The sequence below is a fragment of the Methylobacterium sp. WL120 genome, from assembly GCF_008039465.1.
GTDB lineage: Bacteria > Pseudomonadota > Alphaproteobacteria > Rhizobiales > Beijerinckiaceae > Methylobacterium > Methylobacterium cerastii.
This window is the reverse complement of sequence record NZ_VRUT01000112.1, coordinates 1-16,252: the sequence shown is the minus strand read 5'-3', so window position 1 is coordinate 16,252 and position 16,252 is coordinate 1. Positions and strand designations below refer to the sequence as shown.

At 67.2% G+C, this 16,252-nt stretch carries 16 protein-coding genes and 1 pseudogene; 8 read left to right on the top strand and 9 right to left on the bottom strand.

Translation table 11 applies throughout. The features are described from left to right. Positions 1–193: 193 nt before the first annotated feature. A complete protein-coding gene (locus FV229_RS18830; protein ID WP_187275195.1) occupies positions 194–493 on the bottom strand; it encodes a hypothetical protein in 300 nt (99 codons plus the stop codon). 154 nt (positions 494–647) lie between these two features. Between FV229_RS18830 and FV229_RS18825 the strand changes: the two genes are divergently transcribed. The 3 genes from FV229_RS18825 (at position 648) to FV229_RS18815 (ending at position 2,139) form a co-directional block, all read left to right on the top strand. After that, positions 648–1,151, top strand: coding sequence for a hypothetical protein (locus FV229_RS18825; RefSeq protein ID WP_147753426.1), 504 nt, complete (start codon positions 648–650; stop codon positions 1,149–1,151). After that, a complete protein-coding gene (locus FV229_RS18820; RefSeq protein WP_147753425.1) occupies positions 1,151–1,795 on the top strand; it encodes a hypothetical protein in 645 nt (214 codons plus the stop codon). Before FV229_RS18825 ends, FV229_RS18820 begins: the two co-directional genes overlap by 1 nt. A 65-nt stretch (positions 1,796–1,860) precedes the next feature. Then, positions 1,861–2,139, top strand: a complete 279-nt coding sequence (locus tag FV229_RS18815; RefSeq protein ID WP_147753424.1) for a hypothetical protein — start codon at positions 1,861–1,863, stop codon at positions 2,137–2,139. A gap of 34 nt (positions 2,140–2,173) precedes the next feature. On the opposite strand, the gene FV229_RS18810 is transcribed toward FV229_RS18815, so the two are convergent. Next, positions 2,174–2,572 (bottom strand): ABC transporter ATP-binding protein, encoded by a 399-nt coding sequence (locus FV229_RS18810; protein ID WP_147753423.1) that lies wholly within the window; start codon positions 2,570–2,572, stop codon positions 2,174–2,176. Positions 2,573–2,610: 38 nt separating this feature from the next. On the opposite strand from FV229_RS18810, the gene FV229_RS18805 reads away from it, so the two are divergent. Both FV229_RS18805 and FV229_RS18800 read left to right on the top strand, forming a co-directional pair. Beyond that, positions 2,611–3,297, top strand: coding sequence for a hypothetical protein (locus tag FV229_RS18805; protein ID WP_246688248.1), 687 nt, complete (start codon positions 2,611–2,613; stop codon positions 3,295–3,297). 51 nt (positions 3,298–3,348) lie between these two features. Beyond that, positions 3,349–3,678: a hypothetical protein gene (locus FV229_RS18800; protein ID WP_147753422.1), complete on the top strand. Its 330-nt coding sequence runs from the start codon at positions 3,349–3,351 to the stop codon at positions 3,676–3,678. A 381-nt stretch (positions 3,679–4,059) separates the two neighbouring features. Here FV229_RS18800 and FV229_RS18795 read toward each other — a convergent pair whose 3' ends face one another. After that, positions 4,060–4,434, bottom strand: coding sequence for a hypothetical protein (locus FV229_RS18795; protein WP_147753421.1), 375 nt, complete (start codon positions 4,432–4,434; stop codon positions 4,060–4,062). Positions 4,435–4,810: 376 nt separating this feature from the next. Between FV229_RS18795 and FV229_RS18790 the strand changes: the two genes are divergently transcribed. Then, positions 4,811–9,751, top strand: a complete 4,941-nt coding sequence (locus tag FV229_RS18790; RefSeq protein WP_147753420.1) for an AAA domain-containing protein — start codon at positions 4,811–4,813, stop codon at positions 9,749–9,751. 267 nt (positions 9,752–10,018) lie between these two features. Here FV229_RS18790 and FV229_RS18785 read toward each other — a convergent pair whose 3' ends face one another. Together FV229_RS18785 and FV229_RS18780 are read right to left on the bottom strand one after the other, a co-directional pair. Continuing rightward, positions 10,019–10,792, bottom strand: coding sequence for an SDR family NAD(P)-dependent oxidoreductase (locus FV229_RS18785; protein WP_147753419.1), 774 nt, complete (start codon positions 10,790–10,792; stop codon positions 10,019–10,021). A 37-nt stretch (positions 10,793–10,829) separates the two neighbouring features. Next, the gene (locus tag FV229_RS18780) at positions 10,830–11,690 is read right to left on the bottom strand and encodes an NAD(P)H-binding protein (protein WP_147753418.1); all 861 of its coding nucleotides are present in this window, start codon (positions 11,688–11,690) and stop codon (positions 10,830–10,832) included. Between the two features lie 98 nt (positions 11,691–11,788). Between FV229_RS18780 and FV229_RS18775 the strand changes: the two genes are divergently transcribed. Next, positions 11,789–12,712 carry a LysR family transcriptional regulator gene (locus FV229_RS18775; RefSeq protein WP_147753417.1) on the top strand — a complete coding sequence of 308 codons (924 nt, stop codon included), beginning with the start codon at positions 11,789–11,791 and terminating at the stop codon, positions 12,710–12,712. Positions 12,713–12,730: 18 nt separating this feature from the next. On the opposite strand, the gene FV229_RS18770 is transcribed toward FV229_RS18775, so the two are convergent. The 4 genes from FV229_RS18770 to FV229_RS18755 all read right to left on the bottom strand — a co-directional run bounded on the left by FV229_RS18770 (position 12,731) and on the right by FV229_RS18755 (position 15,595). Further along, positions 12,731–13,036, bottom strand: a complete 306-nt coding sequence (locus FV229_RS18770; RefSeq protein ID WP_147753416.1) for a hypothetical protein — start codon at positions 13,034–13,036, stop codon at positions 12,731–12,733. Positions 13,037–13,099: 63 nt separating this feature from the next. Beyond that, positions 13,100–13,363: a hypothetical protein gene (locus FV229_RS18765; protein WP_147753415.1), complete on the bottom strand. Its 264-nt coding sequence runs from the start codon at positions 13,361–13,363 to the stop codon at positions 13,100–13,102. A 127-nt stretch (positions 13,364–13,490) separates the two neighbouring features. Further along, on the bottom strand, positions 13,491–14,864 hold the full coding sequence (locus tag FV229_RS18760) for an ATP-binding protein (RefSeq protein WP_147753414.1): 1,374 nt from the start codon (positions 14,862–14,864) through the stop codon (positions 13,491–13,493). Further along, positions 14,864–15,595, bottom strand: a complete 732-nt coding sequence (locus tag FV229_RS18755) for a response regulator (protein WP_147753413.1) — start codon at positions 15,593–15,595, stop codon at positions 14,864–14,866. The genes FV229_RS18760 and FV229_RS18755 overlap by 1 nt, the downstream gene beginning before the upstream one ends. Positions 15,596–15,703: 108 nt before the next feature. On the opposite strand from FV229_RS18755, the pseudogene FV229_RS18750 reads away from it, so the two are divergent. After that, positions 15,704–16,252 (top strand): annotated as a pseudogene (locus FV229_RS18750) (hypothetical protein); the annotation flags it as partial.

Genomic DNA, 16,252 nt, shown 5'->3' with positions numbered 1-16,252 from the left:
CGCTTTTCGCGAGGTCGATACCGACCGTAACAAGTTCGGACATGGGTGGCTCCTCAGCTTGAGGCGACAACATCCCGACTATGCCCCAACGCAACGCCGGGAGCAGGAGCCATCCACACCATCAATCAATGCTTCTGCCTGACCGTCGAATGCAACGCGCCGCCTCCCCGCTCGGGGGACCAGGTCGTCGCTCTCAACCATCCCCCTCATGAGTCTGGTCGAGGGTTTTCAGCACATCCGGTTGCCGCCTGTAGCGCCGCCGCAGGCGCCGCCCATCCGCTTCGACCGTGTCGCAGCGTAGGCTTCTCAGGGCCTCGCCAATCTCCCGGCCGCGCGCCGCGTCGTAGGCATCCTCCCCACCCCAATGGTTGCAACCCATCCGGCGCGTCACGTAGGCTTTCGCGTCCGCGGGCAGATCGGGCCCGGCCCGGACGGGCTGCAGTCCGAGGAGCGGAGCGGCCAAGAGCATGGCCGAGGCCGTCCTGAGGATCATCCCACCCTGCCTTTCATCGAATACATGGGCTGGAATAGCAGAGGGTCGGCGTGAGACGGAATTGTTTCGCCTCTTGAGGGGAACCTGTCGCCGTCATCGAACCGTCGCACTGGGCCAGCACTCCAACATCGCAACCAGACCGAGGAACCGCTGAATGATCTCACGCCGTCACGCCCTTGCCGCTACCCTCATGGTGGTTCTGTCCGCCCCGTTGGCCAGGGCCGAGCCGACGGTCGGCCTCGCGGAGCGCCGGGCCATCGCAGCCTACCGCCAGGACCGCTACCCCGCCCAGGAGAAGGCGATCCAAGAGGCGGCTGGCTTTCCCGTTCCGGTGGAGGTCGCGTGGGATCAGCTCACGATTCCGGGCGACGCCAAGTATTATTCCGACGAGGGCTACTTCGAGAAAACCATCTTTGAGCCGCTCGCCGCCGGGCTTAAGGAGATCGGCAAGGACTCGATGGGACGCGAGGCTTTGGCCAAGAAACTCAAGGCGATCCGCGTCCGTTTCGACGAGAAGACCGCCCCCGCCTCGAATTACCCCAACGGCCTGAAGTTCGACGGCGGCACCCTCGACGTGAACTGGCGCCCTTTCTCCAATGTCGCGGAGTTCAAGGACCGGGTCGAGGCCGTGGTGAAGGTCCTGGAGAAGAACCTCTGATGGCGCGGGGTGAGGCCCGGTTCGCGACCTCGCGAACGGTTTCGCCCGCCGTGGGCCTCGCCGTCCTGCTCACCGCGTGCGGAGTGGCGGCGGCCGAGCCGGCCGCGCGATCCGGTACCTACGAGGGCCTGACCCTGGCGGTCTCCGGCAGCGCGGTGGCGGGCGTCTTCGCCGAGCAGCGGGGGACGGGTGATCCCGGCGGCCCGCAGTTCAGTTGCATCTTCCTGCTGCGCGGGACCCTCGCGGGCGACGGAGCGACGGTCGAGACGTGGTATCCGGGCGAGCCGGAACGCATCGCTGGGCGCGTCGATTTCACCCTGGGCGGGGCCGCACTGACCCTCTCGGAGAACCACGGCGGCTGCCTGATGACCACGGGCAGCATGGCGGGCACCCCCTACGCGCTTTCCCGGAACGCGGGCGATGCCTCGACGGCATGGGTCGGCGTCGGCCTGGTGACGGCCAAGCGCACGGCCTTCCGGCACGAACCCGGGCCGGCCCCGGCGCGTGCGCCCTACCTCGTCCGATCCGATCCGGTCGCGGTGCTGGAACGGCGGGACGGCTGGTTGCGGGTACGCTACCGGGGTGAGAAGGCTCCGGTCATCGGCTGGCTGCCGGCGGGAGACCTCGCCGTGGTCATGCCCTGAACGGCACGGGCCTGAAGTGCGCTTCGATCCGGTAGCCATCGCAAGACCAAAAGATAGGACTTCGCATGCGCCGACCCCTTCCGCACACCGTCCTGCTGCTGATCTTCGCGAGCGCCCCCGCCATCGCCCAGGCGCCCGCCGCCCCGCCGCGCCCCACGACGGTCTGGGTACCGGTCGAGGAGCCGATGAGCGTGCTTCTCAACGGCGGCCACCGCATCGTATCCGCAATGGGTCCCAGCTTCACCCTGGAGCGCGGCGGCAAGTACGTGATCTGCGAGATCCGGCCGGCGGGCGGGATGCGCGGAACACCTGAGACCACCTCGACCTGTCACCGCCTGAACTGACGACCGACGCGGGCTTATCCCCTCTGCGCACGCTTCACCGTCGACGGATAGGCCGGAGCGGGCCGTGAAGGAAACCGGGTTCCATACCCATCTCTGCAGCGCGTTCCCCGATCACGCCCAGGCCGCCCATCAGGCCGGCGATGGGTGAGTCCTGCAGGCCGGGATGGTTCAGGGCCTTTCCGATCTGGCGGCCCTCCCACCAGAGCTCTGCGAACAGCAGGGCCAGGAGCCCGAACAGCCACCAGGTCACCAGCCCCTGCCCGAGGAAATAGACGCCGTAGGGCGGCGATAGGAAGGTGCTGAGATGCGACACGCCGATGATACCGGCAAAGCCCAGGACGAGGATCGTGGGGAGGCGAAACAACAGGCGCCGGTACAAGCGAAGTGCCAGATCGAGCTCCTCGACGGACGACTGGTCCAGCCTCGATTGCATTCGAGATCCTTGCGTGAAAGCCCGTGAAGATATGGCCGATGGGCGACATGCCCGCAACCGAAGCGATGCCGATTGCGGCCGGCATGCCCTTTGACGACGCGACGGGCGCAGCCGGTCCCGTCGGGCGTCGGAGGCATCCGACGAGCGGCGCGGCGTCCGCCGCCCGCTCCGCCCTGATCGCGACGGCCGTGCTCGCGTCTCATGCCCTCCCGGCGCGGGATGCCGAGGCGGCCAATTTTCCCCTCGCCTGCCGCAACGTCCACGCCGACCTCGACCGTTACGCGCACTGTGCCCGCCGCGATGGCGTGATGGTCCGCATCGACCCCGCCTACCTCGCGCGCATGCGCTTCCACGGTGGGCTGACCGAGATCGTCGTCGACGGGGTCGGCTGGCTTTGGGCGCGTCTCGACGGGCTGGCGCTGCCGGTCTTCATTTACGTCAACGGGCCGGACCCCTTCGCATCGGGGCTCGTGCGAGCCTGGCACGCGGGCAAGGTCGCCTTTTATGATCGACGCCTGCGTCGTGTCCTCACCACCGCATACGATTGGTCCTTCCCGTTCAACGCCCGTGGCGAGGCCCTGGTGTGCCAAGGCTGCAGTTCGGACGGCCGCGTACCGTCCTCCATGGTCGGTGGTCTGTGGGGGCTCATCGATCGGCGCGGACGCATCGCGATGCCGCTGGCCGAGGGCGGGCAGGCGTCCGACCGGTATCTCAACCAGCCCTGATGGATCGTTGTACGGCATCGTCGGGCGCGCACGTGCGGGAGGCGCTTCGGCATGACACGCACGCTGCTCAAGATCACGCTGGTCGGCTTGGTCGTTCTGCCGCCGTGTGCTCCCTCGACCTTATCCGGCCAGTCCGATGTCCGGACGGATCTGCGTGCCCGATCTGCCGGGCCGACAAGTACCGGTCCCATCGGGGCGGCGACACAGGACCCGGACGGCACCCTCGTTCTGACCCTGCGTGCGGAATCGCATGTAGGCGCTGTGGGAGACGGTCAAATCCGCTACGCTCCATCGGATCCGGCCTATGCCGGCATCGCCCGGCATCTCGGGCCAATCCCACCGGGCGGCTCCGTTGCAGTTCGCCCCTTCGAGGAGCGGTGATCGGGATCCCAACCGTGGAACGCGTTCTCCTCGTCTTCAGCTTGACGGTCCGGTTGCCAGCCCTCCCGTTCGCCGTGGCCGTTCTCGTTGCTAACCTTGCCGACCGGCAGCCCAAGTGAGCCGCAGGTCATAGGATTATGCCGGCAATCCCTCCTAACCCTGATGGCGCCCGAGTTCAAAGGCTGAATGTAGGCTCATCTTCATCGACGCTTGAGTTAGTCTGCCGATGCCAGCCATCGAAGGAAATGTAGCGCCGTTTTTAGGCCTTAACCGTCCGTGCGCGCTGGTGGATTTGCTATGCTCCGCTTCCGGGCGCGAGTTAGCAGAAGCAAACACCTCCGTAGTGTCCGTTCACGATCCGTGCGGACTTGTACACTCGGCTTAACAGCGCTTCCCTTCTCGACTAAAGATCGCCAGCAGGAGCACGGCCGCACCCGCCAAGCAAGCCGCGAAGGGCAGTGCCATTCGCATCAGTGGCAAATACAGCCAGCCGTAGGCGAGGCTGGGTTCCTCCTTATCGATGATGATTTGTTCGGAGAGGGGTCGGTCGTCGGCCTCCGGCCGTTCGATCCACGTGGCAGGTACACGCTTAAGCACGAGGAAGGCGACCGGTTCGTCCGACGAATAGATCACCCCGGTGAAGAGGCGGCCGCCTCCGATCAATAAGGAAAGAACCAAAAGAGCCAGCCCAAATGTGCGCATCAAACCCCACCGCTCCGTGCAGCCTTTTCCGTCGCGAGGAAGGCGCGTCACCAAGCCAGGCTCGGGACACCCCAACGCGGTGGATCGCGACTAAGCCGCATGGGGTTCATCCGCGAAGCGTATGGCTGCCTTCTATCCCGACCCAACGTTGCCGGAGGGTCGGCGAATGACCGCTTATGGGAAGCCCTCATTACGATCCCGGCGGCCAGGTTGGGTCGATAGCCGAATGGCATCTGACTCCAGTTTCGACCGTGGCCGCGTATGCTGCTCAACCGCTCGCTTCAGGTCTCCATGAGTTTGGGACAGGCGTCTCCTTAGGTTGCGAAGCACGTGCTTGACGTCGCCTCGATCCATGTCGGACTGTCCCACGCGGAAGCTTCGCCAGGGTGCGCGGCCAGGGTAGCGCATCCCGGCAATGATCAATCGAGAAATGGCAGATCCCGCCAGCGGAAGGCTCCACGACCTGCTGGGCTACGTCGAACAAGTCGTCAGGCTCGACGAAAGGGCGGCCATGCGGCTGAGCGAGCATCGGCTCCCGACCGGGCAAGCGTTCATCCTGCACCAACACGAACTCCATGCCCTCCCCGGTGTCAGGCATGACCTCGTCGACGAGGAGGGACCGATCTGGCTTTCGGTCCAGCGGTTGTGGCGAAGTGCGGCGCCGGCTCCGCCCGAGGAGGCTGCGGAATGGCTGGAACTCGCTCCTGATCCGGAACGCCGGCCCCGGCTGCTCCCGTTCCTGATCCAAACCATACCGATGGCCGAGAAGAACGCCCTTGTCTCGGCAGGGTTGGCTCGGGTCGAGGATTGCTCCGAGGCGCCGATTCAGCCCGAGAAGGATGTCCATCTCTGGGATGTCCGGCTGCGGATCGAGGACAGGGCCGACGTTCAGGCAGCGGCGGAGGCCTGGATCACGGAGAGGTGGCTGCCCTGGTCCCTGGCGGAGGGGCCGGTACGTCATTCACTGGCGTTGTATCAGCGCCTTTTCGAGGTGGCGCAATTGTCCGAGCTCGGCGGCGGGGACCGGCCGTTCGAGCTCGTCTGGGGCATGGGCTTGGCGCGATGGAAAAAGGATGATCGTGAGATCGATCTGCCCCTTGTGGAGCGTCTGATCGAGATCGAGGTCGACGATGCCGGAGGGGCCGAAATCCGCATTCGACCGCGCGCCGCCGCGGCCGCCGTGAACCTCCGGGCCTATGAGGACATGGGCGTCGAGGGTGTGATGCTGGCCCACGATGCAGCCCGACGCGCCATCGCCGTTCTCGATCCGGACGAAGGCATCTCGCCCTACCGTCGCGACGATTTCGAGCCGATTCTTCGATCCTGCCAAGCCCGGCTCGACGTCGAGGGCGGGTACCTACCTGACCGACTGACCCTAGCGCCCCACGAACCCGTACCCGGTGCAGGTGAGAACCTCACGGTGTCCGACCGCTGGGTGGTCTTCGCACGCAATAGGTCGGACAGCTTCCTGCTGGCGGACATTGAGAACCTGAAGCGCTCCGTGAAACGTGCCGCGGAGGAGCACGATCTCCCGGGGCCAGCACGGACGCTGGTGATGGGTCCTGCCGACAAGCCGTCGGACGACCTCTGGCGCCCCCTGAGCGACCGGGTGGGCGGGACGGTCGATCAAGCGCCCGAGTCGGTCGGCGCAGCCGAGGTCGGCGACTTGTTCTTCCCCAAGCCGTTCAACGACGAGCAGATGGAGATCGTGCGGCGGCTCGAAGCCACGGACGGGATCGTAGTGCAGGGCCCGCCCGGGACCGGTAAGACCCACACCATCTCGAACATCATCTGCCACTACATGGCGACCGGTCGGCGCGTCCTCGTCGTCTCGCATGGCGAGCCGGCCCTTGCCGTGTTGCGTGACCAACTTCCCGACGGCGTGCGCGACCTTGCCATCAGCATCACCGCTACCGAGCGCGAGGGCTTCAGACAGCTGGAAGCGGCGGTCCGCCTCCTTCAGTCGGTGGTCGAGAGCATCAAGCCATCAGAGCAGTCGCGGTTGATCCGGGACCTCGAAGCGTCGGTTGTGGGACTTCGGGGCCGGCTGAACGAGGTCGACGCGGAGATCGAGCGGTTTGCGCTCCGCCAGCTCTCCCCGGCATTCGGTGACGAGCGACCCGCCGAACTTGCGCGGCGGGTCACGCTCTCGGCCGTGAGGCACGATTGGTTCGAGGATCGTCCAGGTGATGCTTCACTCGATGCGATGCCGCGGGACGAGGACGTGGCCGGCCTCCGCACGGCGCGCCTAGCCCTTGGAGCCCGTCTCGAACACATCGACTGTGCCCTGCCGTCAATTCACGATCTGCCGGACGGCGATGTCATAGCGCGGCTGCACGATGACCTGGTCCGATCCATACACCTGGCCGAGGAGGCGGCGAGCGATCCCTCGATCCGGGTGCGGATCATGTCCCCGAAGAACGTCGCCCAGGCGCTTGAGGCGGCGTCGGAACTGGGGTCCCTACGCCGCGCCAAGGACCTAGTGGACGATGCACCGTGGCTGCGGGCGCTGGCAGAGGACATCCTCTTCGCGGCCGACGAGAACCGCATCGTCGACCTCGTAAGACGCTTCGCCGAGGACGCCCGTCCCATCGCCCTGGAACGGGAGCGGTACCTCGGCCTTCCCGTCGAGCTCCCCGAGGCCTTAGAGCCCTCCTCGCAGGAAATCGCCGGCATCGTTCGCCGGCTGGCCGCGGAAGAACCGGTGTTCGGGTTCTTCGCATTCCGCGAAAAGTCGCTGCGTCCGATCGTCGACGCCATCCGGGTTCAGGGGCGCCCTCCAGTCGGGCCCGGGGATTGGGCGCACGTCCGAGACCATCTGGCATGGCGGGATGCCGTCGCATCCCTCGCGATCCGCTGGCGGGCGCTGGCGGACGAGATCGGCGCTTCCCCGTTCGCCACGGCCCGCGAACTCGGCCAGCTTGTCGGAACGCTCGATGCCATCCTCGTAGGGGCCGAACGCGCGACGCGCGTCCTCGGCGAGGCGTTCGCGGATCTCGTCCCGGGCGGCGGGTCCGTTCGCGACCTCTGGCTGGATCGCCGACGGCTCGACCTCGTCGAAAAGGCTTTCCGGAATGCCGCGGCTGCGGCGCAACTCTCCGCATCGCGGAACGAGATCGATCGGCTTCAGAACCTTTTCCCCGAGACAGCCGGGAAGATCGGCCAGCTCGCCCGCGACGTCCTATCTGAGGCCGTCGGACGCCAAGGGGTGGGGGCAGAGCAGATCTCGTCCCTCTGGTCTGCCCTGCGTCGCCAGATCGACGACCTGGGTCAGGGCCGGGGCTACTTCGAGGTGGTCCGATCGATCACCGAGGTCATCCGCCTAGGCGGTGCGCCGGTCTGGGCCTCACGCCTTCGCAGGGAACCGGCCCAGGACACGACAGACCCGCTGCTGCCGGGGGATTGGCGCGAGGCCTGGGAATGGGCGGTGACGGCCGCCTACCTGAGACGGATCGATGACCGGGACAGGCTGAGGACGCTCGCCGACGAGCGCGTCCGGCTCGATGCCGAGGTGCGAAAAACCTTCGAACGGCTCGTCCGCGAGCGGACCTTCTACGAGCTTGGTCGCTCGATGACCGGTACGGTGCGCGCGGCCCTGATGATGTTCGCCACCGCCCTGCGCAAGACCGGCAAGGGCACCGGCAAGGGTGCCGGCCGCCATCGACGCGACGCTCGCCTGGCCATGGCGCAGTGCTACGCCGCGATACCGTGCTGGATCATGCCGGCGTGGCGTGTCGCCGAGCAGTTGCCCGGCGAGGTCGGCTCGTTCGACCTGGTGATCATGGACGAGGCCTCACAGTCGGACATACGCGAACTCCCCGCGCTGCTACGTGGCAGGAAGATCCTCGTGGTCGGCGACGACAAGCAGGTGAGCCCGTCCGCCGCCTTCATCGAGAACGCCAAGATAGACCGGCTGGAACACGGGTTCCTCAAGGGCCAGCCCTTCAGGACCCTGCTTCTGCCGGGGGCATCGCTCTACGACCTGGCGAAGGTGATGTTCCCGGACAAGCTCGTCATGCTGAGGGAGCATTTCCGCTGCGTCGAGCCGATCATCCGGTTCTCCATGGAGTTCTATCCTGAACCCCTGGTGCCCCTACGCGTGCCGACCGCGCACGAGCGGCTCGATCCTCCGCTCATCGACATCTACGTCCCGGACGGTCGCCGTAAGGGCGACAAGCAGAACCCCCGCGAGGCCGAGGTGATCGTCGCGGAGATCCGCAAGCTCGTCGACGACCCGAGCCTTGCTCGCATCGAGGCGCAGGACCGTTGGCGAACGATCGGCGTCGTATCCCTCATCGGATCGAAGCAGGCCGCCCTCGTAAACAAGATGCTGCTGGAAGAACTCGGCGAGGATCTCGTGAGACGCCATCGCATCGCCTGCGGCGACAGCGCCACCTTCCAGGGAAACGAGCGCGACGTGGTCTTCCTGTCGATGATCGCCGATCCTGACAGTAAGCAAGCCCAGACCGCCACCCAGTTCGCGCAGCGCTTCAACGTGGCGATGTCCCGGGCCCGGGATCGGTTGGTGCTCGTGCGATCCGTACAGGAGGACGAGCTCAAGCCGGACGACCTCAAGGCACGGGTGATACGGCACTTCCGCGACCCGATGGCAGGTGTCGAGGCCCGTACCGGCGATTTGGAGGCACTCTGCGATTCCGATTTTGAGCGGGATGTCCTCCGACGTCTCGTCGGGCGCGGCTACCGGGTTCTCCCGCAGGTCGGCGCGCTGGGCTACCGGATAGATCTCGTCGTAGAGGGCGCGAACGGACGCCGCCTCGCTGTCGAATGCGACGGTGACAGGTACCACGGGCCGGAGCGTTGGGCGGACGACATGCGTCGTCAGCGCATCCTGGAACGTGTCGGATGGCGGTTCTGGAGATGCTGGTCGTCGAGCTTCATCCTCGATCCGGACGGCTGCATGCTTGATCTGTTCGAGACGCTCGAACGAGCCGGTATCGAACCCGGCGGCGCCGCCGAACTCCAGTCCGGCTACACCTTGCACCTAACGGCAGCCCGGTCAGGGGATACCGTAGGCAGACTGCATGACGCCTCGCCTAACGACAGCGCCATCGAACCCTCCGCGGATCATGATCTGCAGGTGGGGTCTGGAAAGCTGAAGGGCGATCATTCGGCCGGAGGGGTCAAGGCGGGAGATCGCATCGTGTTACGCTATCTCGACGACAACAAGACCGTGACCTTCACGCTGGCTCATGGGCACCACGACGAAGCGAATGGCCGCCTTCCGGTGAACTCCCCGTTGGGGTCGAAGCTGCTTGGGGTTTCGGAGGAAGACGAGATCGAGTTCGATGCGGGCGGCCGCATCAGGCGCGTACTCGTGCTAAGGACAGAGCGACCCCAGGCGCCTCATTGATCGCATGCCGCTGCTGGCAGTTGAACTTGACGGTCGGTACTAATCGTTGATCGTCCGCGAAGGGTGGATTTCCGCAAGTCTGCTTCGGGGCGAGAAATACCGGAAGCGGACGCCGTATCCGCGTTCGCCCGCGATCCGGAACGCACGCGATAGCCGGGGCGCAAACATCGCGGCTACGCTTTGAGGCGCCTCTGCGCCAAAGAACCGAGCAAGGTTCCGCCACTGAGCATCCCTCTATGAGCCGAGCCGGTTGGCTCGGCGCAGTGCTCAACGCGGGAAGGTGACGCCGGAAACGCGCTCGCACGCGATCAGGAGAGCGTCCTGGGTCGCTTCGATCGCGGTCACCGGATCGGGCTCTCGTGTAGCTCGATGATAAAAGTACCGGCCTGTCGAGCGCGCGAGAGCGTCGTCGCCCGTGGCGAGCCACGCCTGCGTGAGGTGTCCTTGGGCAAGGTCGTCGGAAGCGCCTGCGCCGCCCATTCGTGTCGCCACCCAACCTGGCTCCAGCGCGTTCGACAGCACGTCCGGCCATAGGCGGGCAACTGCGAAGGCCAACAACACGTCGTGGAGCTTGCTCTCGGCATAGGCCGCCAACCCCTGCCAGCGACGCCTCCTCCAGAGCAGGTCGTCGAGGTCGGCCCCGGCGCCGTGATGAAGGCCGGAACTCAGGTAGACCAGTCGCTCGGGACGCTCAATCAGAACGGTCAGGAGGTAGGGCGCCATCGTATTGACCGCGAACACGTGTGGCAGCCCGTCCTCGGTGTCTATCCGTCGGGGTTCGCGGTAGCCGACACCGGCATTGTGGATCACGGCATCGAAGCGGCCCAGGCGATTGACCTGCTCGGCCACCTCCCTGATCCCGCGCATCAAGGACAGGTCACCCGTCACGACTCCGACGGCGCCCGATGCCTCCCTCAAGGCGGTGTCCGACCGGCGCGCGTCTCGCCCATGCAGCACGACCTCGTGCCCCTGCTCGATCATCAGCTGGCCGGCCATGAGGCCCAGCCCGGTCGACGACCCGGTTATGAAGATGCGTGCCATGGTGCCTCCGACTTGCGGGTGTTTCCGACGTTGGCGTTCAGGCTCGGGCCACGAGTTGGCGGACGACGGCGTCGATGCCGGTGGCTCCCTTCGTCGAACCGGCTTGGCCGGCCTCGAACTCGATCCAGCCGGCGTTGAAGCCGTCGATCATGCGCGCCCTGGGCCCGGGATTGCGGGCACCCGCCGACCGGAACGTGGCCTCCCATGCTGCGCGCGGGACCGCCTCCATGCGCACGGGATGCCCAAGCGCTGCGGCGAAGGCTGCCGCGACCTCGTTTGGACGGACGCGAACCGGACCTTCCAGTTCGACCACGCGGCGACCGACCCACCGCTCTCGAAGCATCTCGGCGGCGACGCGACCGATGTCGGCCACCGCGACCATCGGCAAGGGCTTGTCGAGCGGCTGTAGGTAGCTCGGGATCAGACCCGTGCGCGCGGAAGCGACGTCGCCCGCGGCGTTCTCCATGAACCAGGCCGCGCGGAGAAACGCGACCGGCAGCGGGAGCATGGCGAGCGACCGCTCCACCAGCCCGAGCTGGCTGAGGAGGTTCGGCTCTGCAGCCTGGGCGCCGATGGTGGACAGGCACACCACCCGGCGAGGCCGCGCCTGCGTTAGGGCTTGGCTCAGGGCAGCGATGACACCTCGAACCTCGGGAAAACCCGGCTCCGGGTCGAATATCGGCGGGATCACGACGAACACTGCATCGACGTCAGCGAACGCGCTCGCCAGGGCGTCCGCATCGGTCATCTCGGCCAATGCGACCTCGCAGCCGCGCTCCGCCCACGGGTCACCCTTCGCAACATCACGGACGATTGCGCGGACCCGCGCACCGACTTCGAGAAGCCTGCTCGCAGCCGCCCCGCCAACCTGACCCGTGATACCCGTGATCGCGTACATGACTGTCACTCCACACTTCGCCGATGCCAAAGGATTGACATCCGAGCTGTGTTGAGGCGAACGCATTCTCCTCAGCTTGAGGATGCTAAAACGTCATCATGGCCTACGATGCACGGGTGCTCAGCGGGATCGGCGTCCTCGCCGCCATCGTCGAGGCCGGGGCCTTTTCCCGGGCCGGCGAGGCGCTCGGCCTGTCGCAATCGGGCGTTAGCCGGGCGGTATCCCGACTGGAGGGGCGTCTCGGCATCCGCCTGTTCCACCGCACCGCCAGGGCCGTGACCCTGACCGACGAGGGCCGCCGTTTCTACGAGGAGGTCCGCCCACTGCTCGACGGCCTGGAGGATGCCGCCACCCGGGCCGCGGGATCGGCGCGAGCCGTGCGCGGGCAACTGCGGATCAACACCGATGCCGCCTTTGGGCACTTCGTGCTGGCCCGAAGGCTCGGCGATTTCCTGCAGCGATTTCCGGACCTCTCCGTCGAGGTGGTGGTCCGGGACCGCATGGGCGACCTCGTCGCGGAAGGCTTCGATGTCGCCGTCCGGTTCGGCGAGCCCGAGCCGTCTGCGCTGATCGCTCGGCTGCTTTTGCGGACGCGGGTGCTTACTTGCGCGACGCCCGACTATATCGCCCGTCATGGCCGACCCGATCACCCCTCGGACCTGGACGGCGGGGATCATACCGTCATCCAGTTCAGGAACCCCGCCACCGGACATCCCTTCGATTGGGAATTCCACCGCGGCACGGAGCGCGTGGCAGTCCGGGGCAGCGGTCGGTTGACGGTGAACGATACCGGGACGCTGCTCGGGGCCTGCTTGTCCGGCCTCGGCATCGCGCAGCCGTTGGAGCTGTACGCCAAGGACTACATCGAAGACGGTCGCCTGGTGCCGCTCCTGGAGGCGTGGACGGGGGAACGCTTCCCGCTCCACGCCTACGTCCCGACCCGGCGGCACACCTCCGCCAAGGTCCAGGCGTTCCTGGCCTTCATCGGCGAGACGGCCAGGTCGGCAGAGATATCTCACTGACCGACCTATGCAGACGCATCACCAGCGATGGTGCGAACCCGCATGACGGAACCCGCCCCAGCGATGGCCGCCGCCGTGCCAACCGAAGCGACGATGCCAGCTGTAGTGGTAGCTGTAGTGCCATCGGCGGCCGCCCCACCCGTGATGGCCGAAGCGACGGTACACGGGGCCGTAGGCGAGCGGACGGAAGCCGAGGTTCGGACGGCACCAGCCGTAGAAGCCACGGTGGAAGCCGGGACCGCAGCCGTCACGGGCCTCGGCCGCCGAGCCGGCCGTGACAAGCCCCGCGGCGAGGGCAAGGGGTACGACGATCCTGCGGAACATGTCTCGCTCCTGAAGTATCCGGCACGCGACCGGATGTGGGGAAAGGGAAAGGGTTTGGACGGCTCAGTTCGGCCAGCAGCGGCGCCCGTAGGGCCCGATGTGGAAGCCAGCCGGGCAGGAGGCGCCACGAACGTAGCCACCGGCCTGACCACCGGTTCGGCAGCCGCCGTAGGGGCCGCGATGGGCGTAGGGTCCGCAGCCGCCGTAGACTTGGATGATCTCGGCACCATCCGACCCGTTGGAGACGGCATCCTGGATCAGGGGCGCGGCGGTGACCGGGACCGTGATGGCGGCCAGTAAGGCGACCGGGGCGAGATACTTCAGCATCGTTGCATCCTCTGCTCTCGTCGGGGCTCGGCGCCGCGACCGATGAGGGCAGGATCGTCCCGGGCTTCTTCCCGGATGTGACGGGCGGATGCGTCGGCGTAACGATTTGTAACGACGGCCTGGGTGGTCAGGCGATGGCGGGCAGCGTCAGGACGAGCCGGGCGCCGCCGAGCGCGGTCGCCTCGGCCACGACGGTACCGCCATGCGCCTCGGCGATCTGCCGGGCGATGGCCAGCCCCAGCCCCGTCCCGCCGGTCCCGCGGTTCCGGGAGCGCTCGATCCGGTAGTACGGGCTGAACACCGCGGAACGCTCCGATTCGGGAATGCCGGGGCCGTCGTCCTCGACCGCCACCTCGCAATCCGGACCCGTGCGCCGTACCGCGACCGCCACCGAGGAGCGCCCGAATTTGACGGCGTTGCCGATGAGATTGGCGAGCACCCTGCGCAGGGCAACCACGTCGCCGGCGACGACGGCGTCCGGTATGTCCTCGCCGGTCAAGCCGATGTTCACGCCCTGCGCGGCGTGCTCGGCGACCTCGATGGCCACGAGGTCGCCGAGATCGACGGGTGCGCGGCCGACCTCGACGGCGGTGCCGCGGGCGAAGCCGAGCGAGGTGTCGAGCAGGGCGGTCATCGCGTCGAGGTCCTCGACCAGTCGCTCCCGGCGCTCCGGTTCGGCCACGCCCTCGGCGCGTAGCCGCAGGCGGGTCAGGTACGTTTTCAGGTCGTGCGAGATCGCGCCGATCAGCAATGAGCGCTCGCCCATGAGGCCGACGATGCGCTCCTGCATGGCCTGGACGGCCTGGGACAGACAGCGGATCTCGGGGGCGCCTTGCGGAACGAGGGCCGGCTCGGGGGCACGACCGTCGAAGCGGGAGACCGCCTCTGTCAGCCGCCGCAACGGCGCGAGTTCGTGACGTGCGCCGACGAGGACGAGGCCGGCCACGACGAGCCCGAGCACCGCGACCCACAGGCTCAGGGGCTGGCCGAGCAGCCACGGCATCAGCGAGTGGTGACGCTCGATGGCGGAGACGACGACCGTCCGGCCGTCGGGCAGGGCGTAAGTGGCGGTCGCCAGACGGCCCATCACTTTCCGATTGTCGGCGTTGGCGACTTCCGCCGGATCGACGCCCCTGCGCAGCATGTCGACATCGGTGAAGGCCCGAACCTGGCCATTCGCGTCCCCTGTCAACCGCCGCAGGCGCGCTTCGAGGCGCGGCTCGCGGATTAGTCCGGTCTCGGACGGAGGTGCGTCCGTGATCTCGGCCCTCAGGGCTTCCCCGTTCACTGCATTTAGGATCGCCGGGCGTTGCGCGGGGTCCGCGTCCCGCAGCAGGGTCATGATGCCGGCGGCCTGATCGAGGCGGGGGAAGCGCGTGGCGTAGGGCGAGGCCTTCTCGTGCCGCTGCCATTTGTCCACCGCGAAGGTGGCGAGGACGAGCAGCGAGAGCGCGCCGAGCAGGATCAGCATGATCCGGCCAAGCAGGCTGATCTGCGCCATCACGATGCCCGTCCCACCGGCGCCGCCAGGATGTAGCCGGCGTTGCGCACCGTCTTGAGCAGCGCCGCCGCGGCGCTGCCCGAGGCATCGAGCTTGTGCCGCAGGCGGCTCACCTGCACATCGATGGTGCGGTCGAAGGCGTCAGCCGTCCGGCCGCGCGTCCAGTCCAGGAGTTGGTCGCGCGAGAGCACCCGCTGCGGCCGGGTGACGAAGCAGTGCAGCAGGTCGTACTCGGCGCTGGTGAGGGGGATCTCGGTCCGTGCCTCGCCGACCGTCACCCGGCGTGCCGCGAGGTCGATGACGAGATCGACGACGCCGAGCATCTCGGCGGCGTCCTCGGACGTTGGGGCGCCAGTCCCCTGTGACCGTCGCAGGACCGCGCGGATGCGGGCCAGCAGGACACGCGGGTTGAACGGCTTCGAGACGTAGTCGTCGGCTCCCATCTCCAGGCCGAGCACCCGGTCGATGTCCTCGTCCTTGGCGGTCAGCATCACGATGGGCGGCCCGCTCGCAGCACGCAGGCGCCGGCAGATCGAGAGGCCGTCCTCGCCGGGCAGCATCCAATCGAGGACGATCAGGTCCGGGGCGGGTCCGGCCGCGAGAAGTCGGTCGAGACCTGCGCCTCCGTCGACGCCGACGACGCGGAACCCCTCGCCCTCCAGATAGCCCGTGAGTTGGATGCGGATGTCGTCGTCGTCCTCGACGATGGCGATGGTGATGCTGTCGGGCATGTCACGAGGATAGGCCGCCCCGACCGGGCCGCAACGCGAAACCGGTCGCTGTCACAAAACGTTACACGGCACGCGCATCTCGTCACATCCTGGATCGGTCCGGCCGCGATGGTCACCGGCATCGCAACGGAGGCCCTCGGATGGGCCCCGACGAAACGAGGCGACGGACGCATGGCTCCAGCCCAACTGGCATCCCCGCTCTGGCATGTCGTGACCGCGCTCGCCCTGGCGGGGACGATGGCCGTCCACGGCGGCACGGTCGACGCCGCACCGCGACAGGTCGCGGCCGCGACGTCCCGATCCGGTGATGGGAGCGAGACCTATCGTGGCTATCTGATCGAGATCGGTCCGGATGTCCCGAACGCGGAGCTCGACCAGTTGCGTCGAGCGGCCGAACACCAGGTCGACCTCGTCGAGGCCACCGGGCTCGATGCGCGCACCATGGCCTTTCTTCGGCGCTTCCCGGTGGTGGTGCAGACCGGCGCCAACGTTGGCGGCCACTACAGCGGCGGCGACCGCGTCACCATCGCAGTTGCAGACCCGAACGACGACCGACCGATCCTGCTACACGAGTACATGCACATTTACCACTTCCGGATGCTGCCAGGCGGGAATCGGAACGCGGACATCCTGACCTATTACGGGCGGGCCAGGGAG